Source organism: Streptomyces sp. NPDC006711, assembly GCF_042869775.1.
Classification (GTDB): Bacteria; Actinomycetota; Actinomycetes; order Streptomycetales; family Streptomycetaceae; genus Streptomyces.
The window spans coordinates 211,811-229,949 of record NZ_JBIAGO010000006.1; the positions used below are offsets into that span (position 1 = coordinate 211,811).

An 18,139-nucleotide genomic window follows, 5' to 3' on the forward strand; every position below is an offset into this window, starting at 1 on the left:
TCGTAGTACGGGAGATGTCAAACTACGATGGTCCTCGTACAATGGCGTCCGTGACCACCACGACGAACACCCGTGAACTCGCCCATCCGGCGCGCGAGGAGATCCGCCTGGAGAGCGTGCTGCACGCGCTCTCCGATCCGATGCGGATGCGGGTGGTACGGGCGCTCGCCGCCCAGGACGACGAGCTCTCGTGCTCGTGCTTCCCGCTCCCGGTCACGAAGTCGACGAGCACCCACCACTTCCGGGTGCTGCGTGAGAGCGGCGTGATCCGGCAGGTCTACCGGGGCACGGCCAAGATGAACGGGCTGCGCCGCGAGGATCTGGACGCGCTCTTCCCCGGCCTGCTCGACAGCGTCCTCGGCGCGGCGGACCGCCAGGCCGTCCGGTTCGTGGACGACGCCTGACGAAGAAGCCTGGCGAAGACGCCTGAAGAAGACCCGGGCGCACGCTTCAGGCCGGGCCCAGCGCCGCCGACAGGAGTCCGTCCCAGTCGGGGATCTTCACCGAGCGGCGGCCCAGCGAGCGCCCGAGTTCGGCCTCGGCGCGCTCGATCGAGAGCCAGCCCTGCCAGGTCACCGGGCGCAGGCCCAACTCCCGCAGGGCGTCAAGGGGTTCGGGCGCCACCGGGCGCGCGCAGAGCAGCGGGGCGTCCTGGAGCAGTGAGGCGACCGTCTCCTTCGCGCAGGGACGGTTGGTGCCGATCACACCCGTGGGGCCCCGCTTGATCCAGCCCGCGACGTACTCGCCCGGAGCGGCCGCGCCCGCGCGCAGCACCCGCCCCGCCGCGTGCGGCACCGTGGCGGTCACCGGATCGAAGGGCAGACCGGGCGGTGGCACCCCGCGATAGCCGACCGCCCGCAGCACGAGCTGGGCCTCGATCTCCTCGTACGTCCCGGTGCCGAGCACCCCGCCCGCGCCGTCCGGCGCCGTCCGCTCGCAGCGCACCGCGCCCACCCGGCCCTCGCGTTCCAGGAGCTCCACCGGGCGCAGATAGAACCGCAGCGCCAGCCGGCGCGCACCGGGCCGCAGGGGGCGCCCGGCCCAGCCCCGCAGCACCTCCACGTTGCGCCGTACCGGCGCGGGCAGCGCCGAGAGGTCGGCGAACACCGGGTCCCGGGCCAGTTCGCTCTCGTCCACCGTCACATCGGCGCCCGGCAGCGCGCCCAGCTCCCGCAGCTCCTTGGTGGTGAACCTGGCCTGCGAGGGCCCGCGCCGCGCCGCCATGTGCACCTCGCGCACCCGGCTGGCCGCGAGCGCGCCGAGCGCGGACTGCGGCACGTCGGTCGGGCGCAGCTCATCCGCGCCGCGCGTCAGCATGCGGGCGACATCCACCGCCACGTTTCCCGCCCCGATCACCACCGCCGAACGGGCGCCGAGGACGAACGCGCCGGGATCGCAGTCGGGGTGGGCGCTGTACCAGGACACGAACTCGGTGGCGGAGAAGCTGCCCGGCAGATCCTCGCCGGGGATGCCCAGACGCCGGTCCGATGTGGCGCCGACGCAGTACACCACCGCGTGGTAGAGCCGGGTCAGCGCCTCCGGCGAGACGCCGCCCGGGCCCACCTCGACATGCCCCAGAAAACGGATCCGGCCGTTCTCCAGGACCGTACGGAGGTTGTTCTGGAGGGATTTGATCTTCTCGTGGTCCGGGGCGACCCCGTACCGCACAAGTCCGTACGGGCAGGGCAGCCGGTCCAGGACGTCCACCCGGACGTCGTCCACGGCGCTCTGCTCCACCAGGCTCTGGGCGGCGTAGATCCCGCTCGGCCCGGACCCCACGACGGCGATGCGCAACATGGGCGGACGCTCCTCGCAGAAGCCGATGTAAGGCTGTCGGCGCTGAAACCGCCGCGACGGCCGCGAGCGCCGCAACCGATCGGCGCGCCGTAGGCGCTGACGCCTCCAGGATGGCACCGCCGGCGCGCGGCGGACAGAGGTCCGCCGCCGATCAGGGGGCGGGGCCCGGCGGCACGCCCTGCTCCCAGTCCAGGCCGTAGCGCTGGAACAGCTCGGCGCGCAGGGTCGCCGCGTCCATCGGGGCGCCGGGCAGCAGCGCGGCGAAAACGGCGCCCATGAGGTTGGCGCGCAGCATCGGGTAATCGGTGTCCACGTCCCGCGAGCCGTACCGCTCGACGGTGTCGCGCAGCAGGGCGGCGAGGCGCTGCTGTTCGGGGCAGCGCACGAAGCCCTCGGCCTGGAGGATCCCCGCCATGTGGGCCCGCATCAGAACCGGCCAGGTGTCGGTGAGCCCGAGGATCGCGTCGATGGCGCGGGCCAGGCGCTCGCGGCCGTCGGTGGTGCTCGGCTCGCGCTCCAGGCCGGCTTCGAGGGTCAGATGCATGAGGCGGTGCACGGCGGACTGGAGCAGTTGGCGCTTGCCGGGGAAGTAGTACGAGATCAGACCGCGGGCCGAGCCCGCACGGTCCGCGATGTCGCCGAGGGTCGTCGCTTCGAAGCCCCGTTCCGCCACCAGTTCGACCGTGGCTTGCAGCAGCCGCTCGCGAGAACGCCTGCGCAATTCTTCATTGACCGATGCGCTGCGCGGGGACATGCTGTAACTCCTGCGTTGACTGGCTGAGAGCCAATATACTCAGGCTGTCGCGGGGATGTCCCCACTCTCAGGGGCCTGACCTGCGCGAGGGCTGCTCGTTCGGGGTGACGCGGGGGATCACCTCGGACGGGCGGCCCCTTTTTCTGTCCGATTCCCGCCCCGCCGCCACTCCCGCCCCTCAGCGGCCCCGCCCGATCAGCTCTAGCACCGCGCGCAGGCTGTCGGGGCGCTGGTCGACGGGCAGGTGGTCCACGAAGTGCACCGCGCAGCCGAGCGCGGCCGCGCCGCCGTCCGCCCGCCGGTTGTCGCCCACCATCAAGACATCGCCCGGCTCCTTGCCGAGCGCGTCGCAGGCCACCTGGAACAACCGCGCCTCGGGCTTCTGCGCCCCGTGCTCGAAGGACAGCGTGTAGGCGTCCACGAAGTCGTCCAGGCCATGCGCGCGGAAGACCGGCCGCGGGTCCCAGCCGATGTTGCTCACCACGCCGACCGCCAGGCCGCGCTCGCGCAGCGCGGCGAGCACCGGCCTCGCGTCTGCGTACGGGTGCCAGGCGGACGGGTCCATGTGGCGGTCGTAGAGCACGTCGTACAGACGCGGATCGGGCAGCTCCACCTCTCGCGCGAGACCGGTGTAGGCCCGGCGGTGCGATGCGCCGCTGCGGTCGCGTACGTCCCACACCTGCGCGAGGTGCGGGGGTATCCGCGCCGGATGGGCTCCACCGGGCAGGGCTCCCGCTCGCTCCAACTCCCGCGCGTACCGGGCGAGTTCACTGTCCGGCAACGAGATGCCGCAACTGTCGAGTGCGGCGCCGAGCCATGAGGTGACCGGCTCGGCGCGGAAGAGAGTGCCGGAGAAGTCGAAGAGAACGCCCTTGATCGTCATGCGGCAGATCCTCGCGTGGCCGCTGGGCCGCTTCAAGGGGCGGTGGCGCGCTCGGTGGGGGAGGGGGCGCGGGCGGGGTCTTCGCTCACCGGGGCCGGTGCGCTGTGAGGTGGCGGTGGGCCGTCGTGCTCAGCAGGACGATCGCCGCGCCCGTCAGCCAGCCGCCCGCCACGTCCGAGCACCAGTGCACGCCCAGGTAGAGCCGCGTGAACCCGACGCCCAGCGCGCTCAGGACCCCGACCGCGAGGACGGCCCGGCGCACGGCCGGGCGGGCCCCGCCCGGCGTGAGCAGCCACACGACCAGACCGAACGCCACCGTCACGCTCAGGGCGTGGCCGGAGGGGAAAGCGGCGTACGAGGCCGAGGCCACCGGGTCCGGCCAGTGCGGCCGCTCGCGGCCGACGGCCGCCTTCAGGCCCTGTTGCACGGCCGTTCCCGCGGCGCTCGTCACCGCGACCCACACCGCCAACAGCCGCTCACCGCGCCACAGCAGGACCGCCGCCGCCACCGCGAGCAGCGCGCGCATCGTCCAGGGGTCCCACACCCAGTCGCTCAGCACCCGGTTCACGTGGGTGAGGCCGGGATCGGCGACGGCCCGGCGGTGCAGCGCCTCGGCGATCGCCCGGTCCAGGGACATCAGCGGGCCCCACTGGGCCGCCACCAGGACCAGCAGCAGCGCGGCGAGCGCGACGCAGAGGAGACCGGCGCGCAGCGGCACGTCGGGGCGGGCGGGGGCCGGGGCGGGAGCGAGCAGCATGCGAGGGATCCAACCCGATCCGCTCGGTCCGGGCTAGGGGGTGTCTGGTGGACCATGGCCGGGGGCGCGGCGTCTGGCACGGCACCTCGCGGCGTTGCCGAATCGCCCCGATAGCTCCGCTATCGAGACGCTCCGGCGCCTTGCGATGCACCGCACCAGACGCCGCGCCCTGACCGACCCTGATCCACCAGACACCCCCTAGCCCAGGGCGTGAAGGCCCGGTACGAGGGCCACCACCAGCGGCACGGCCGGGACGAGCGCCGCGTACGCCGTCAGCCGCAGCCGCCGGCTCGCCGGCAGCCGGGGCGCGGCGGAGAGCAGCCGGTGCACCCGCTGGGGGAGCTCTCCGTCCGGGGCCGGGCACGGGCCGAACACCCCGCGGTGCTCGTTGAGTTCGACCAGGGCGAGCGCGATGGTCAGGCGGCCGAAGCGGCGCGAGGCCACGTCGTCGGCGGCCAGCTCCACCAGGCGGTGCATCTCGTCGCGGAACGCGGCGAACACCGGCACCTGCGGAAAACCCCGCGCCAGCGCGCTCGAACAGTGCAGCAGCCAGTCGTGGCGGGCCCGCGCGTGACCGATCTCGTGGGCGAGGACCGCGTCGAGCTGATGGCCTTTCAGGCGCTGAAGTGCCCCGGTGGTGATGACCAGTTGGGGCGCCTGGCCCGGCAGCCACCAGGCGTCGGGGCGGCCCGCCTCAAGGACCACAAGGCGCTCACTCGAAGGCTCCTCACCCGGCAACAGCGGTGAGCGCAGGCGCAGTTCGTCGCGGCGCCTGCGGCGGCGCGCCCAGCTGTCCCGCACCTCTCGCGTGAGCATCGCGCCGGTCCAGGCACCGCCGAGGAAGAGCACCACCGCGAGCGCCGCCGACCACGGGCCGTAGGGGCCCAGCGCGTACGCCTCGACGACCGCCCGGGGCGCGGGCGCGAACACCTGGCCCCGCACCGTCCCCCACGCGGACGCCGCACTGAAGACCATGGCGAGGCCGAAGCAGAGCAGAACCGCCGCCACCACGCACTGCCACACCCACAGCGCCACCACCGGCTCGCGCTCGACCCAGTCGGCACGGGCGAGGAGCCGCGGCGCGGCGACGGCGGACACCAGGCCGAGCACCAGCAACGCGAGGGAGACGGTCATGGTCTCAGCCTATGAGCGAGGCCCCCGTCATAGGTATGTCCGCGCGCCGCAAGTGACGTACGCCACGGCGGTCCGTGTGGCGCCGGATCAGATGGTGACCAGCATCGCGAGCATGGCGATCCCCATCGACAGGCGGCACGCCAGGGCCAGTTCGGGCCGGGCGCCCCAGCACACGGGCGGCGCGACGGCCTCCCCGGTCCCGCCGCCCGCCGAAGGCAGCAGCCGCGCCCCCGCCGACAGGACGTAACCCGCGAAGTAGAGCAGGAGGACACCGGTCAGGAGCGGCACCCCGCCCGCCACGTGCCCCGTGTGCCCCTGGTGACCGCCTCCCGGGGCCATCACCAGGGCCATGTAGACCATCGCGAGCGACCCCACCACGTGGTGCAGATGGTGGGCGCCGCCCCGGACCAGCCACAGGCCGCGCAGCGCCGCGCAGCCGAAGACCACCGCGCACGCCACCGGCATCCACGGACCAGGCGGCGTGAACGCGGCAGGGACGGCCATCGCGGCCATCCCGAATCCCATCACCGCCTCGCCGCCCGCGGCCCCCCGGGCCCGCGCGGAGCCACTGCGCAGCCGCAGCAGACAGTACGAACCCGCCGCCGCGCACAGCGCGACGAGCAGCAAGCCGGGCACCACCGGACCGTGCACGGCGTACCTCCCCCGCTCGGTGTGACGCCTGCCGCCAAGTCGATGCCCGTCCAGGGGGCCGCATACGCGGGCGCAGGGACACACAAGGGGAGCGCGCGAGGGATCACCGGGGGCCGGAGCCGCCGCTCGGCCGGCCACGGTTCCACGGGCGGCGAAGGCCGCCGTGACGTCAGGGGCGGAAGCGCAAGGGGTGGTCGGCCGGGATCTCCACCACCACGATGCGGACGCCGTCCGGGTCCTCGATCCACATCTCGATCAGCCCCCACGGCTCGCGCACCGGCGGCCGTACGACCGTGACCCCGCGCTCCACCAGCTCCTCGTGGGCCCGCGCCACGTCCGCGACCTGGAGCCACAGCTGGAGTCCGGGCGCCGGCGGCCCGTCACCGTGTCCCGACACCTCAAGGAACCCGCCGCCGAGGAAGTACACCGTGCCGCGCTCGGGGCCCGTACCGAACTCCCGGTAGACGGGAAGTCCGAGCCGTTCGCCGTAGAAGACGCGCGAACGCTCGGGGTCGGTGGGGCGCAGAAGGGTCCGGCTGCTCAGTACATGCACCATGGCAAGCGACCCTAGCGCCCGCGTTAGGCTCGACCCGCCCCTCCAGCGCAACCAACCAGCCGCAACCGACCAGCAGGGAGACCGCACGATGGACACCGCCCGCGCCGCCGCCGAGCAGCTGAGCTACCGGGACGCCACGGAGGCCGATGTCGAGGCGCTGGTGCCGCTCGTCGAGTCCGCCTACCGGGGCGACGCGAGCCGCGCGGGCTGGACCACCGAGGCCGACATCCTCCAGGGCCAGCGCACCGACCCCGAGGGCGTGCGCGCGGTCATCACGGCGCCCGCGAGCAAGCTCTTGACGGTGTGGCGCGAGGGCGAGCTGATCGCCTGCTGCCAGCTGGAACACCGGGGAGAAGCGGCCTACTTCGGCATGTTCGCGGTCGCTCCCGCGCTCCAGGGCGCGGGCCTGGGCAAGCAGATCATCGCCGAGGCCGAGCGCGTGGTGCGGGCCGAGTGGGGAGTGAGCGAGATGCACATGACGGTGATCTCGGTACGGGAAGAGCTCATCGCCTTCTACGAGCGGCGCGGCTACCGCCGTACGGGACAGCTGACGCCCTTCCCGTACGGCGACGAGCGCTTCGGTCTGCCGCAGCGCGACGACCTGGCCTTCGAGCTCCTGGTCAAAGAGCTGGCCTGAGCGTTCCTACGCGGTGAAGCGGCCGGTGCGGCGGATCTGCGGGTAGTCGGTCGTGGCGCCGTCCAGTTGCAGGGCCCGCACCAGGCGCAGATGGTCCTGGGTGTTCACGGTCCAGCCGATCACCTTGAGCCCGGCGGCGTGGGCCTGCTCGACCGTCTCCAGGGTGATCCGGCCGATGCTCAGGACCAGGCTCCGCGCGCCGACGGCCCGGGCCCGGTCGATGAGGTCGGGGCCCCAGTCGTCGTCCACGAGCCCGGTGCGTACGCCGGGCACGAGGGAGGCGATCTCGGCGAGCGCCGCGTCGTGGAAGGACAGCACCTCCACCCGGCCCACCAGATCGCGCCGCTCGATCACCTCGGCCAGCGCGCGCGCCGCGCGGACATCCTTGATCTCCGCCTGGAGCGGGGCCTTCACCGCGTCGAGCACTTCCTCGAACACGGGGACGCGCTCGCCCTGACCCGCGTCCAGCGCCCGCAGCTCGGCCAGGGTCATCTCCCCGACGGGGCCCCTGCCGTCCGTGGTGCGGTCGACCTCGGCGTCGTGCATGACGACGAGGGCGCCGTCCTTGCTGAGGTGCAGATCGAGTTCGATGGCGTCCATGCCCGCGCGTTCGGCGTGCACGAAGGAACGCAGGGTGTTCTCCGGTTCGACACCCATGACCCCGCGATGACCGATGGTGAGGAACGTCAAGACAGGCCTCGCTTCCGTCGACGGCGCTATGCAGGCGCGGCGCACTCCCGTGCGCACGCGGCAGGCGCAGCCTAACGGCCCGCCACCGCTGCCGACCCCGGCTCGCGCGGGCCGTCGGGGTGGTCCGCCCGGGTTGACGCGATCCCGAGGATGAAGGCCGTGATCAGGGCTGCGACAACGACGGCGCGGGTGCTCATGGGCGCGGCTCCGGGATGCGTGCGAGGGGCGGGGGGACTCCGTCCTACCTGTGGACACCCGCCGGGGGCCAACCCGGCTCACCCTCCCGTGGGCGATTCCCAGGGCCCTTGACGCGCCGAATTCCGGGCCTCATCCCGGGCCGGGCCACCCGTCGTGATTGTCCGGTTCTCCCCCCTGGGGCGTCGGCGGGGGCGTCGGCTCGGGAGCCGGCTGGGGCGGCGCGAGGCGGTCGAGGTCGGCGAGCATGGCCCGCGCGAGTTCCAGCTCGGCCAGCTCCCGCAGCTCGCTCCAGCGCAGCGCGATGCGCGGATGCGCCCAGCCCTCGTTGTCCTCTGCGCGGGCCAGCGCGGCCCGTATGCCCTTCAACTCCGCCTCGGTGCGCGTCAGATGCTCCATCACCCGGGCGCGCAGCCGCCGGGGCGCCGCGAGGTGGCCGAGCCAGATCCGCAGCACCAGGGGGTGCTTGAGGACGGTCGGGCCGTTCGCCTCGGGGGAGTTTGCCCACGCGGTGAGCGCGTCCCGGCCCGCGTCGGTGATCGCGTACCGCCGCTTGGCGCGCGGCTCCTCGGGCCCCGAGCGCCGTGACGTGGCGTAACCGAGGGCTTCGAGGCGGCGCAGCTCGGCGTAGATCTGGCTGATGGCCGGCGACCAGTAGAAGAACCGCAGCGACGCGTCGGCCCACTTCTTCAGCTCGTAACCGGTCCGCTCGCCGGGGAAGGAGAGCAGCCCGAGCACCGCCCATGCCGTCGGCGGCAGCGGCCGCGCGGTGTCTTGTCCGTGGGGGGAAGGAGGCCTGGTCATAGGCCGAATTGAAGTGAGCGCGCGGCAGGGGCACAACCCCGCCAGGGCCCGTGAGAACGTCCGTGATCCCGGGGTCGCGGTTGGTGGATCCCACGGCCGGGGGCGGGCGAGGGTGGCCCGGAGCCCCGGCCGACGCCGCTGTCCGCGCGCCCCCGCGCCGCGCGAAGGGCGCCGTACGCCCCGGCCCGTCCCGGCCGAGCCGCCCCACCGCAGCCATATCCGCGCCATTGCGCCAACGCAGGAAGAAGAGCGGTTCCATCGCGGGCGCGCAGGATAATTTACTGATCCTCCTCTTGAGCGAAAGAACCGAACACCGTTACGGTGTCCTGACGCGAGGTTCTCCTGTGGAGGAAGTGACATGACGGAAATTCTTGTGCAGGACCCGGCCGTGGGGGGCGCGGCAGCCGGCCCTCGGGTGATCGACCACCCCGCGTGGCCCGCGCTCAAGAATGCCGTCGAGCAGATCCGGCCCTGGCAGTCCAAGGACGGATCCATCGACTTCGACGCCGAGGGCGCCCCGCTCCGCGCGGTCGTGGAGGCCACCGTCGACCAGGTGATATCGGCCGTCGTGGAGCTCTCGCCGCTGCTGCCGCACGACGAGGCCTACCACCGCGCGCTCGTCGCCGACCTGCGCAAGTGGGCCGACAGCGCCTTCGACGTGCCGGACTTCCTGGACTCGCTGATGTCCTTCCACCCGGCCGCCGACCGCGCCGACGGACTCCAGCGCCTCGTGGTCTTTCCCATGTACACGCAGAACGGCAACCCCGACCGCAACCTCGAAGCGGTCGTGCTGCGCATGGTGTGGCCGCAGTGGCTCGCCGAGCTGGAGGCCACCCGCTACGACAACCCGTTGTTCTGCGGCATCACCTTCGAGGACTTCACCGCGGGCTACGACACCCACTCGGCGGTCCTCTTCCCCGAGACCATCGCCGTGCGCGAGGCCCCCGAGCGCTTCACCTGGGGCGGCATCTTCTGCGACCGCGAGGCGGCCCGCTTCCGCGCCGTCACCGGCGCGGCCGTGGACATCCTCGGGCTCCAACTCCCCGAGGACATCCAGGAGATGGTGACCGACCAGGAGCGCTGCGAGAAGGCCTTCGTGCTCTGGGACCTGATCCACGACCGCACCCACAGCCACGGCGACCTGCCGTTCGACCCGTTCATGATCAAGCAGCGCCAGCCGTTCTGGATGTACGGCCTCGAAGAGCTGCGCTGCGACCTCACCGCCTTCAAGGAGGCCGTGAAACTGGACGCCGAGGGCAACCGGCACGGCCGCGACGTGCAGTACGCGGTGCTCTTCGACCGGATGTTCCGCTTCCCGGTCTCCGGCGACCGCGTCCGCAACTACGACGGTCTCGGCGGCCAGCTGCTCTTCGCCTACCTGCACAAGCACGACGTGGTGCGGTGGACGGACAACAAGCTGCACATCGACTGGGACCGCGCCCCGGTGGTCACCAACCAGCTGTGCGCCGAGATCGAGAAGCTGTACCGCGACGGCATCGACCGGCCCAAGCTGGTCCACTGGTTCGCGGCGTACGACCTGGTCTCCACCTACCTCGCCCCGCACCCCGGATCGCGCTGGGCCAAGGGCCCCGACGCCCTGGACCTGACGCAGCCGCCCCGTAAGCTCGTCGACGACGTGCTTGCGGACGAGTTTCCGCTCAGCATGTTCTATGAGGCGCTTGCCAAGAAGCTGAAGAACGTGATCGCCTCCACCAAGGGGATCACCGCCGCTTCCGCCCAGGCCGAGGCCGCCGCGTGAGCTCTCGTGCCGACGGTGTGGACGGTTCGGAAGGTGCAGAAGCTTCACAAGGTGCAGAAGCTTCAGAAGGTTCGGAAGGGGCGAGGAAGATGAACAACGGACCTCTGAGCGGCGCGGTCGTCGCCGTGGCCGGCGCGGCGGGGCCCGCGGGCCGTGCGGCGCTGCTCCGGCTCGCGGAAGCGGGCGCGATCGTGGTGGGCGCCGACGCGGACGTCGAGCGCCTGGCCTCGGCCGTGGATGCCGCGCGGTACGCGCACGGCGGGGCCACCGTCACCGGTGACACCGTCGACCTCCTCGACCTCCAGGCCACCCGGGACTGGGCCGACCGCATCCAGAAGGACTTCGGACGCGTGGATGGCTTGGTCCACCTCGTCGGCGGGTGGCGCGGCAGCACCTCCTTCCCCGAGACCGACCTGGCCGACTGGGAACTCCTGGAGAAGCTGCTGGTCAAGACGGTGCAGCACACCTCGCTCGCGTTCCACGACGGGCTGCTGCGCAGCGACAGGGGCCGTTTCGTCCTGGTCAGCCAGTCCGGGGCGCACAAGCCCACCGCGAACAACGCCGCCTACAACGCGGGCAAGGCCGCCGCCGAGGCGTGGACGCTCGCGCTCGGTGACGCGTTCCGCAAGGCGGGGGCCGCCGAGGGCGCCGACGGGCCGCGCGCGGCTGCCGCGATCCTGGTGATCAAGGCGTTGGTGCACGACGCGATGCGCGCCGAGCGACCGAACGCGAAGTTCGCGGGCTTCACCGATGTCACGGAGCTGGCCGAGGCCATCGCCGGCGTCTGGGACAAGCCCGCCCAAGAAGTGAACGGACAGCGCCTGTGGCTGACCCCCAAGCCGTGAGGACGGACGCCCGAGCGCACCACGACCCGGCGGTGCGCGGGTTCGCCAGCGACAACTACGCCGGTGCCCACCCCGAAGTCCTCGCGGCCATCGCCCTCGCCAACGGCGGTCACCAGATCGCCTACGGCGAGGACGAGTACACCGAGCACCTTCAGCGCGTCATCCACAGCCACTTCGGCGCGGACGCCGAGGCCTTCCCGGTCTTCAACGGGACCGGCGCCAACGTCACCGCGCTCCAGGCGCTGACCGACCGCTGGGGCGCCGTGGTGTGCGCGGAGAGCGCGCACATCAACGTGGACGAGGGCGGCGCCCCCGAGCGGATGGCCGGGCTCAAGCTGCTCACGGTGGCCACCCCCGACGGCAAGCTGACGCCCGAGCTCATCGACCGCCAGGCCTGGGGCTGGGAGGACGAGCACCGGGCGATGCCACAGGTCGTCTCGATCACCCAGAACACCGAGCTGGGCACGGTCTACACGCCCGACGAGGTGAGGGCGATCTGCGACCACGCCCACGAGCGCGGCATGAAGGTCCATCTCGACGGCGCGCGGATATCCAACGCGGCCGCTTCCCTGAACGTGCCGATGCGGGCGTTCACCAACGCGGTCGGCGTGGACGTGCTGTCGTACGGCGGCACCAAGAACGGGATGCTCTTCGGCGAGGCGATCGTCGTCGTCAACCCCGACGCGGTCCGCCAGATGAAGCACATCCGCAAGATGTCCATGCAGCTGGCCTCCAAGATGCGTTTCGTGTCGGTGCAGCTGGAGGCGCTGCTCGCCAAGGACCTCTGGCTGCGCAACGCCCGCCACGCCAACGCGATGGCCGCCCGCCTCGCCGAGGGCGTGCGCCAGATCGACGGCGTGGAGATCCTGTACGAGGTGCAGGCCAACGCCGTGTTCGCGCGCCTGCCGCACGATGTCAGCGAGCGGCTTCAGAAGCGCTACCGCTTCTACTTCTGGGACGAGGCGGTCGGTGACGTCCGCTGGATGTGCTCCTTCGACACCACCGAGGACGATGTGGACGGCTTCCTTCAGGCGCTGAAGGAAGAAATGGCGCGTTAGCACCGACGCGACGTCTGAATACCTATGCGGTCGACCGTAAAGTCATTGACTTGCGGTCGGCCGCATTCGTACGCTCCGGTGCCATGGAGCTCATCCAGCGCACCCCTCAACTCTCCGCGTACCTCGGCGCGGACGACGTCGTCGACCATGAACACCCCCTGGCGCGCGAGACGGCCGCCCGCCTGGCGGCCGCCACCACCGGCGCATACGCATACGCCGAAGCCGCCTACAGCTTCGTCCGGGACGAGATCGCGCACTCCCAGGACTCGGGCGACCTCAAGGTGACGTGGCGGGCCTCCGACGTGCTCGCGTGGCGTACCGGCATCTGCTGTGCCAAGGCGCACGCCCTGGCCGCGCTGCTGCGGGCCGGAGGGATCCCCGCCGCGCTCTGCTACCAGCGCCTCGCCGATGACGACGGATCGAACCCGTTCGTGCACGGTCTGGTCGCGCTACGGCTGCCGGGGACCGGCACCTGGGCCCGCGTGGATGCCCGGGGCAACAAGCCGGGCGTCCACGCCCAGTTCTCCCTCGACGAGGAACGGCTGGCGTGGAAGGTGCGACCGGAGTTCGGCGAAGTGGACTATCCAGTACTTTATGATGTACCCCACCGGGCGGTCATGGACGCGCTGAAAGCCGCGCCCGACCGGCCGTCGCTGTGGCCGATCTATCCGACCGAACTGTGAGGCACTCCCCATCATGACGCTCACGCTCACCGTGTCCGACGACGTACGGGCCCTCGCGCCCGGCTTCACCCATGTCGCCGTCGAGGCCCGCGGTCTGCTCAACGCGCCCAGCGACGAGGCGAGTTCGGCGCTGCTCGACGACGCCGGGCGCCGGCTCGCCGAGCGGCTGGCCGGCCGGGCCCCGCACGAGGACCCCCACGTGGCCGCCTGGCGCGCCGCGTACACCGCCTTCGGCTCCAAGCCGAACCGCACCCGCAACTCCGCCGAAGCGCTCGCCAAGCGGGCCCTGGCCGACGGCGGGCTGCCGCGCGTCAACCGCCTCGTCGACGTGTACAACGCGATCAGCGTCGCCCACCTCGTGCCGGTCGGCGGCGAGGACACCGACCGCATCGTGGGGTCGATGCGCCTGGTGCGGGCCACCGGCGAGGAGTCCTTCGCCACCGTCGCCGGCGGCGAAGAGGTCGTCGAGCACCCCGACGCGGGCGAAGTGGTGTGGTGCGACGACGAGGGCGTCACCTGCCGCCGCTGGAACTGGCGTCAGGGGGTGCGTACCCGGCTCACCGAGGAGAGCGTCAACGCGCTCTTCCTCCTGGAGGGCATGGCGCCGCACTGCGACCTCGTCACCGCCGGCGCCGAACTGGCCGAACTCCTGGAGAAGTTCAGCCCCGGAGCCCGGGTCACCGTGCACTCGCCGGTCGGCGCGGCCGGCCAGGAGTGACGATTCAGCCGGTCGCCTCACGGCTCTTGACCTGCTCGGGCGTCGGGGCCGTGCCGCCGAGGTGCGCCGGCACCCACCAGGTGTCGCCGGCGTCCCTGGGGCGGACGGGGTAGGCGCGCTGGGCCGCTTCCAGGAGCTCCTGGCAGCGCTCGCGCAGCCGCCGCGTGATGGCCCCCGCGTACTGGTCGGCGGGTGCCTCCACGGGCTCGCCGACGCGGATGGTGACGGGAATGTGGCTGCGCCTGAAGTTGCGCGGGCGGCCCTTGGTCCAGATCCGCTGGGTGCCCCACAGCGCCATCGGGACCAGCGGCACCCCCGCCTCCTGGGCCAGCCTCGCGGCGCCCGACTTGAAGCTCTTCAGCGTGAACGACTGCGAGATCGTCGCCTCCGGGAACACGCCGATCACTTCCCCGGACCGCAGTGAGGCGAGCGCGTGCTGGTAGGCGTCCTCGCCCTGCGTGCGGTCGACCGGGATGTGCTTCATGCCGCGCATCAGCGGGCCGGAGATCTTGTGCCGGAACACCGACTCCTTGGCCATGAACCGCACGAGCCGCTTCTGCGGCAGGGCGGCCAGGCCCGTGAAGATGAAGTCGAGATAGCTGATGTGGTTGCTGACGAGCACTGCCCCGCCGGTGCGCGGGATGTTCTCCGAACCCTGGGTGTCGATCTTCAGGTCGAGCGCCTTGAACATCGCGCGGGCGGCGCCGATGACCGGTCGATAGACGAGTTCTGCCATCTGAGGGGAGACCCTTCGTGTGCCCGGGGAGGGTGCTCCCGGAGTAAGTTACGCAGCCGTAGGTTTTAGGCTCAGGCAGATGGTGCCCGATGCCGGCCGGGCTGGCCAGTCCTGGCACCGGGCGCGGGCGAGATTCACATCACGTCTTCGCAGGCCGGAGCCCTGGGAATCATTGCGGAGCGATCCGCGCTGCAACCGTACGACAGGGCAGGTAGTGGCCGTGTGAAGAGACCGGGAGGCCTGGCGCTGTGGGAGCCGTGACGGTGGGAGACGGCGTACGGGGCGAGGGCGGGCGCGGGCTCGGCGAGGCCGAGTTGGGGGCGGCGCTGGGGCGGCGGGCCACCCTGGTGCAGTTCTCCACCGCCTTCTGCCAGCCCTGCCGGGCGACCCGGCGCACCCTGGCGGAGGTGGCCGCGATGGTGGAGGGCGTCGCCCATGTGGAGATCGACGCCGAGGAACGCCTCGAACTCGTACGAGAACTCGGGATCACCGCGACCCCGACGGTGCTCGTGCTCGACGCGGGCGGCGCGATCGTGCGCCGGGCGAGCGGGCAGCCGCGCCGCGTGGATGTCATCGCCGCGCTCGGGCGGGCGGTGCCGGGCCCGTGAGGGATCTCCCACATCGAGGACAGCACTTGACTGGGGGCGCGGTGCGTCGTCAGTCTGACGACGTGCCGACAGATCTCCTTCTTTATGGACGCGCCCATGTGGACCTCGCTCGTGACGCGAGCGCGCGCTGTCCAGGCTGCTGACCGCCCGCAGCCCACGTCGCACCCACCGCAGAAGGACAATTCCATGACGGCCTCGCCCGAGCTCGGTACCCCTCAGACAGCCACGCCCGAACTGTTCAAGTCGGTCTTCCGTCAGCACGCCGCCGGTGTCGCGGTGATCACCGCCCAGCGCGGCGGCCGTCCCGCCGGCTTCACCGCCACCTCGCTCAACTCCGTCGCCGCCGAACCGCCGTTGATCTCGTTCGGGATCGGCACCGGCTCCTCCAGCTGGCCCGTCATCGCCGAGGCGGAGTACGTGGGCGTGCACATACTGGGCGAGCACCAGCGGGAGCTGGCCGCCGCGTTCGCCCGCAGCGGCGCCGACCGCTTCGGCCCGGCCACCGACTGGCACCCGGGGCCCGAGGGCGTGCCCGTACTGAACGGCGTTCTGGCCTATCTGGTGTGCCGGGTGGTGGCGCGCGTTCCGGCCGGCGACCACCGGATCGTGCTGGCCCGGGCGGTCGCCGGCGACCCCGCGGGCGCGGGGCGTCCGCTGCTCTACCACCAGGGCCGCTTCAACGCGCTGCGCGACTGAGAGTTCCACTCGGGACCGATTACTCAGCGTTGGCAACGTCACAGTTCAAAGCGCTTGCTTACGGGGAACAAGCTGGGTGTACTGACGAGTAATATTTCGTTCGGAGCGCCGGTCGCCCCGACCGGATACCGCCCCATCAGGCGCCTATGCTGCGTGCATCAAGGCAGCCCAGAAATGACGATGCAGTAGGAGAGCCGGCGTGAGCTTGAGGATCGTTGTCTGTGTGAAGTACGTGCCCGACGCCACCGGCGACCGGCACTTCGCCGATGACCTGACCGTCGACCGCGACGACGTCGACGGCCTCCTTTCGGAGCTCGACGAGTACGCGGTCGAGCAGGCACTGCAGATCGCCGACGAGGCGGACGACGCGGAGATCACCGTGCTGACCGTCGGCCCCGAGGACGCCAAGGACGCGCTGCGCAAGGCGCTCTCCATGGGCGCCGACAAGGCCGTCCACGTCGAGGACGACGACCTGCACGGCACCGACGTGATCGGCACCTCGCTGGTCCTGGCCAAGGCCGTCGAGAAGACCGGCTACGACCTGGTCATCTGCGGCATGGCGTCCACCGACGGCACCATGGGCGTGCTTCCCGCGCTGCTCGCGGAGCGCCTGGGCGTCCCCCAGGTCACGCTGCTCTCCGAGGTCTCGGTCGAGGGCGGCACTGTCAAGGGCCGCCGCGACGGCGACGCCGCGTCCGAGCAGCTTGAGGCCGCGCTGCCGGCCGTCGTGTCCGTGACGGACCAGTCGGGCGAGGCCCGCTACCCGTCCTTCAAGGGCATCATGGCCGCCAAGAAGAAGCCGGTGGAGTCCCTGGACCTGGGCGACCTGGACCTGGAGGCCGACGAGGTCGGTCTTGAGGGCTCCTGGACCGCCGTCGACTCCGCGGCCGCGCGCCCGGCCCGCACCGCCGGCACGATCGTCAAGGACGAGGGCGAGGGCGGCAAGCAGCTGGCCGAGTTCCTCGCGAGCCAGAAGTTCATCTGAGTCGCCTGTCGCGCGCCGGGAATTCTTCGCGGTACCCGGCGGGTCCGGGAACCGTCCGGGCCGCGTCCGCACTCAGGGCTCGCCGAGCCTGCCCCTCAACTGCCCGCCTTTTCTTCGCACTTGCAGGAGATTGAAGTCCCATGGCTGAAGTTCTGGTCTACGTCGACCACGTGGACGGCGCCGTCCGCAAGCCCACCCTCGAACTGCTGACGCTGGCCCGCCGCATCGGCGAGCCCGTCGCCGTCGCGCTCGGCGCCGGCGCCGAGAACACCGCCGCCGCGCTCGCCGAGCACGGCGCGGTCAAGGTCCTCACCGCCGACGCCTCCGAGTTCGCCGACTACCTCGTCGTACCGAAGGTGGACGCGCTCAAGGCCGCGTACGACGCGGTGTCCGCCGGGGGCTCCCTGGCCGCCGTGCTCGTCCCGTCCTCCGCCGAGGGCAAGGAGATCGCCGCCCGCCTCGCGCTGCGCATCGGCTCCGGCATCATCACCGACGCCGTCGACCTTGAGGCCGGCGACGAGGGCCCGGTGGCCACGCAGTCCGCGTTCGCCGCCTCCTTCACCACCAAGTCCCGTGTCTCCAAGGGCACCCCGGTCATCACGGTCAAGCCGAACTCGGCCGCCGTCGAGGCCGCCCCGGCCGCCGGCGCCGTCGAGGCCCTGTCGGTCACCTTCTCCGATCTGGCCACCGGCACCAAGGTCACCTCGCGCACCCCGCGCGAGTCGACCGGCCGCCCCGAGCTGACCGAGGCCGCGATCGTGGTCTCCGGCGGCCGAGGCGTCAACGGCGCCGAGAACTTCGCGGTGATCGAGGCCCTTGCCGACTCGCTCGGCGCGGCCGTCGGCGCCTCGCGCGCCGCGGTGGACGCGGGCTGGTACCCGCACTCCAACCAGGTCGGCCAGACCGGCAAGTCCGTCTCGCCGCAGCTCTACATCGCCAACGGCATCTCCGGCGCCATCCAGCACCGGGCCGGCATGCAGACCTCGAAGACCATCGTGGCCGTCAACAAGGACGCCGAGGCCCCGATCTTCGACCTGGTCGACTACGGCGTCGTCGGCGACCTGTTCCAGGTCGTCCCGCAGCTGACCGAAGAGGTCAACTCCCGCAAGGGCTGACCTGCGAGTTCGTCCGGTCCCGGGGCCGCGTGGTGATTCTCACCGCGCGGCCCCGAGCCGTTTCGTACAAGCATTGAC

General features: G+C 71.9%; 22 protein-coding genes. 11 read left to right on the forward strand and 11 right to left on the reverse strand.

The genetic code is table 11. The annotated features are described in order from the left end of the window. Positions 1–41 precede the first annotated feature (41 nt). On the forward strand, positions 42–404 hold the full coding sequence (locus ACFYM2_RS15500) for an ArsR/SmtB family transcription factor (RefSeq protein ID WP_388456898.1): 363 nt from the start codon (positions 42–44) through the stop codon (positions 402–404). Positions 405–450: 46 nt separating this feature from the next. Here ACFYM2_RS15500 and ACFYM2_RS15505 read toward each other — a convergent pair whose 3' ends face one another. From ACFYM2_RS15505 to ACFYM2_RS15535, 7 genes are all read right to left on the reverse strand, one after another. Further along, positions 451–1,797 (reverse strand): FAD-dependent oxidoreductase, encoded by a 1,347-nt coding sequence (locus tag ACFYM2_RS15505; RefSeq protein WP_388836505.1) that lies wholly within the window; start codon positions 1,795–1,797, stop codon positions 451–453. A gap of 151 nt (positions 1,798–1,948) precedes the next feature. After that, positions 1,949–2,551, reverse strand: a complete 603-nt coding sequence (locus tag ACFYM2_RS15510; RefSeq protein WP_359004070.1) for a helix-turn-helix domain-containing protein — start codon at positions 2,549–2,551, stop codon at positions 1,949–1,951. A gap of 178 nt (positions 2,552–2,729) precedes the next feature. Continuing rightward, the gene (locus ACFYM2_RS15515; protein WP_388836508.1) at positions 2,730–3,434 is read right to left on the reverse strand and encodes an HAD family hydrolase; all 705 of its coding nucleotides are present in this window, start codon (positions 3,432–3,434) and stop codon (positions 2,730–2,732) included. Between the two features lie 85 nt (positions 3,435–3,519). Further along, entirely contained in the window at positions 3,520–4,191 is a 672-nt protein-coding gene (locus tag ACFYM2_RS15520) for a phosphatase PAP2 family protein (protein ID WP_388836511.1), read from the reverse strand. Between the two features lie 198 nt (positions 4,192–4,389). After that, positions 4,390–5,325, reverse strand: coding sequence for a M56 family metallopeptidase (locus ACFYM2_RS15525; RefSeq protein WP_388456892.1), 936 nt, complete (start codon positions 5,323–5,325; stop codon positions 4,390–4,392). 87 nt (positions 5,326–5,412) lie between these two features. Further along, positions 5,413–5,976, reverse strand: coding sequence for a DUF5134 domain-containing protein (locus ACFYM2_RS15530; RefSeq protein ID WP_388836514.1), 564 nt, complete (start codon positions 5,974–5,976; stop codon positions 5,413–5,415). 169 nt (positions 5,977–6,145) lie between these two features. Next, a complete protein-coding gene (locus ACFYM2_RS15535; RefSeq protein WP_350229048.1) occupies positions 6,146–6,532 on the reverse strand; it encodes a VOC family protein in 387 nt (128 codons plus the stop codon). Positions 6,533–6,620: 88 nt separating this feature from the next. On the opposite strand from ACFYM2_RS15535, the gene ACFYM2_RS15540 reads away from it, so the two are divergent. Further along, positions 6,621–7,169: a GNAT family N-acetyltransferase gene (locus ACFYM2_RS15540; protein WP_358995626.1), complete on the forward strand. Its 549-nt coding sequence runs from the start codon at positions 6,621–6,623 to the stop codon at positions 7,167–7,169. A gap of 6 nt (positions 7,170–7,175) precedes the next feature. On the opposite strand, the gene ACFYM2_RS15545 is transcribed toward ACFYM2_RS15540, so the two are convergent. The 3 genes from ACFYM2_RS15545 to ACFYM2_RS15555 form a co-directional block, all read right to left on the reverse strand. Next, positions 7,176–7,859, reverse strand: a complete 684-nt coding sequence (locus ACFYM2_RS15545; protein ID WP_388456887.1) for a glycerophosphodiester phosphodiesterase — start codon at positions 7,857–7,859, stop codon at positions 7,176–7,178. 71 nt (positions 7,860–7,930) lie between these two features. After that, positions 7,931–8,056: a hypothetical protein gene (locus tag ACFYM2_RS15550; protein ID WP_350229045.1), complete on the reverse strand. Its 126-nt coding sequence runs from the start codon at positions 8,054–8,056 to the stop codon at positions 7,931–7,933. 130 nt (positions 8,057–8,186) lie between these two features. Continuing rightward, positions 8,187–8,858: a PadR family transcriptional regulator gene (locus tag ACFYM2_RS15555; RefSeq protein ID WP_358995632.1), complete on the reverse strand. Its 672-nt coding sequence runs from the start codon at positions 8,856–8,858 to the stop codon at positions 8,187–8,189. A 358-nt stretch (positions 8,859–9,216) separates the two neighbouring features. Between ACFYM2_RS15555 and ACFYM2_RS15560 the strand changes: the two genes are divergently transcribed. The 5 genes from ACFYM2_RS15560 to ACFYM2_RS15580 all read left to right on the forward strand — a co-directional run bounded on the left by ACFYM2_RS15560 (position 9,217) and on the right by ACFYM2_RS15580 (position 13,921). Next, positions 9,217–10,617, forward strand: coding sequence for a DUF6421 family protein (locus ACFYM2_RS15560; RefSeq protein ID WP_388836517.1), 1,401 nt, complete (start codon positions 9,217–9,219; stop codon positions 10,615–10,617). 89 nt (positions 10,618–10,706) lie between these two features. After that, positions 10,707–11,462, forward strand: coding sequence for an SDR family oxidoreductase (locus ACFYM2_RS15565; RefSeq protein ID WP_358995638.1), 756 nt, complete (start codon positions 10,707–10,709; stop codon positions 11,460–11,462). After that, positions 11,459–12,520 carry a threonine aldolase family protein gene (locus ACFYM2_RS15570; RefSeq protein ID WP_388836520.1) on the forward strand — a complete coding sequence of 354 codons (1,062 nt, stop codon included), beginning with the start codon at positions 11,459–11,461 and terminating at the stop codon, positions 12,518–12,520. Before ACFYM2_RS15565 ends, ACFYM2_RS15570 begins: the two co-directional genes overlap by 4 nt. Positions 12,521–12,603: 83 nt before the next feature. Further along, positions 12,604–13,203: a transglutaminase domain-containing protein gene (locus tag ACFYM2_RS15575; RefSeq protein WP_388836523.1), complete on the forward strand. Its 600-nt coding sequence runs from the start codon at positions 12,604–12,606 to the stop codon at positions 13,201–13,203. Positions 13,204–13,216: 13 nt separating this feature from the next. Next, on the forward strand, positions 13,217–13,921 hold the full coding sequence (locus ACFYM2_RS15580; protein ID WP_358995646.1) for a phenylalanine--tRNA ligase beta subunit-related protein: 705 nt from the start codon (positions 13,217–13,219) through the stop codon (positions 13,919–13,921). Between the two features lie 4 nt (positions 13,922–13,925). On the opposite strand, the gene ACFYM2_RS15585 is transcribed toward ACFYM2_RS15580, so the two are convergent. Next, entirely contained in the window at positions 13,926–14,657 is a 732-nt protein-coding gene (locus ACFYM2_RS15585) for a lysophospholipid acyltransferase family protein (RefSeq protein WP_358995649.1), read from the reverse strand. 257 nt (positions 14,658–14,914) lie between these two features. On the opposite strand from ACFYM2_RS15585, the gene ACFYM2_RS15590 reads away from it, so the two are divergent. From ACFYM2_RS15590 to ACFYM2_RS15605, 4 genes are all read left to right on the forward strand, one after another. After that, the gene (locus ACFYM2_RS15590) at positions 14,915–15,265 is read left to right on the forward strand and encodes a thioredoxin family protein (RefSeq protein WP_358995652.1); all 351 of its coding nucleotides are present in this window, start codon (positions 14,915–14,917) and stop codon (positions 15,263–15,265) included. A gap of 186 nt (positions 15,266–15,451) precedes the next feature. Beyond that, positions 15,452–15,961: a flavin reductase family protein gene (locus ACFYM2_RS15595; protein WP_388836526.1), complete on the forward strand. Its 510-nt coding sequence runs from the start codon at positions 15,452–15,454 to the stop codon at positions 15,959–15,961. 199 nt (positions 15,962–16,160) lie between these two features. Beyond that, positions 16,161–16,946, forward strand: coding sequence for an electron transfer flavoprotein subunit beta/FixA family protein (locus ACFYM2_RS15600; RefSeq protein WP_350229035.1), 786 nt, complete (start codon positions 16,161–16,163; stop codon positions 16,944–16,946). A 140-nt stretch (positions 16,947–17,086) separates the two neighbouring features. Beyond that, positions 17,087–18,061, forward strand: a complete 975-nt coding sequence (locus ACFYM2_RS15605; protein WP_358995657.1) for an electron transfer flavoprotein subunit alpha/FixB family protein — start codon at positions 17,087–17,089, stop codon at positions 18,059–18,061. Positions 18,062–18,139: the final 78 nt, after the last annotated feature.

Excerpts from the sequence above, each read along its gene's own strand:
- ACFYM2_RS15580 (WP_358995646.1), top strand. The coding sequence starts at position 13,217 with ATGACGCTCACGCTCACCGTGTCCGACGACGTACGGGCCCTCGCGCCC.
- ACFYM2_RS15520 (WP_388836511.1), bottom strand. The coding sequence starts at position 4,191 with ATGCTGCTCGCTCCCGCCCCGGCCCCCGCCCGCCCCGACGTGCCGCTG.
- ACFYM2_RS15535 (WP_350229048.1), bottom strand. The coding sequence starts at position 6,532 with ATGGTGCATGTACTGAGCAGCCGGACCCTTCTGCGCCCCACCGACCCC.
- ACFYM2_RS15505 (WP_388836505.1), bottom strand. The coding sequence starts at position 1,797 with ATGTTGCGCATCGCCGTCGTGGGGTCCGGGCCGAGCGGGATCTACGCC.
- ACFYM2_RS15595 (WP_388836526.1), top strand. The coding sequence starts at position 15,452 with ATGACGGCCTCGCCCGAGCTCGGTACCCCTCAGACAGCCACGCCCGAA.
- ACFYM2_RS15500 (WP_388456898.1), top strand. The coding sequence starts at position 42 with ATGGCGTCCGTGACCACCACGACGAACACCCGTGAACTCGCCCATCCG.
- ACFYM2_RS15515 (WP_388836508.1), bottom strand. The coding sequence starts at position 3,434 with ATGACGATCAAGGGCGTTCTCTTCGACTTCTCCGGCACTCTCTTCCGC.
- ACFYM2_RS15605 (WP_358995657.1), top strand. The coding sequence starts at position 17,087 with ATGGCTGAAGTTCTGGTCTACGTCGACCACGTGGACGGCGCCGTCCGC.
- ACFYM2_RS15510 (WP_359004070.1), bottom strand. The coding sequence starts at position 2,551 with ATGTCCCCGCGCAGCGCATCGGTCAATGAAGAATTGCGCAGGCGTTCT.
- ACFYM2_RS15555 (WP_358995632.1), bottom strand. The coding sequence starts at position 8,858 with ATGACCAGGCCTCCTTCCCCCCACGGACAAGACACCGCGCGGCCGCTG.
- ACFYM2_RS15540 (WP_358995626.1), top strand. The coding sequence starts at position 6,621 with ATGGACACCGCCCGCGCCGCCGCCGAGCAGCTGAGCTACCGGGACGCC.
- ACFYM2_RS15575 (WP_388836523.1), top strand. The coding sequence starts at position 12,604 with ATGGAGCTCATCCAGCGCACCCCTCAACTCTCCGCGTACCTCGGCGCG.
- ACFYM2_RS15560 (WP_388836517.1), top strand. The coding sequence starts at position 9,217 with ATGACGGAAATTCTTGTGCAGGACCCGGCCGTGGGGGGCGCGGCAGCC.
- ACFYM2_RS15585 (WP_358995649.1), bottom strand. The coding sequence starts at position 14,657 with ATGGCAGAACTCGTCTATCGACCGGTCATCGGCGCCGCCCGCGCGATG.
- ACFYM2_RS15565 (WP_358995638.1), top strand. The coding sequence starts at position 10,707 with ATGAACAACGGACCTCTGAGCGGCGCGGTCGTCGCCGTGGCCGGCGCG.
- ACFYM2_RS15525 (WP_388456892.1), bottom strand. The coding sequence starts at position 5,325 with ATGACCGTCTCCCTCGCGTTGCTGGTGCTCGGCCTGGTGTCCGCCGTC.
- ACFYM2_RS15550 (WP_350229045.1), bottom strand. The coding sequence starts at position 8,056 with ATGAGCACCCGCGCCGTCGTTGTCGCAGCCCTGATCACGGCCTTCATC.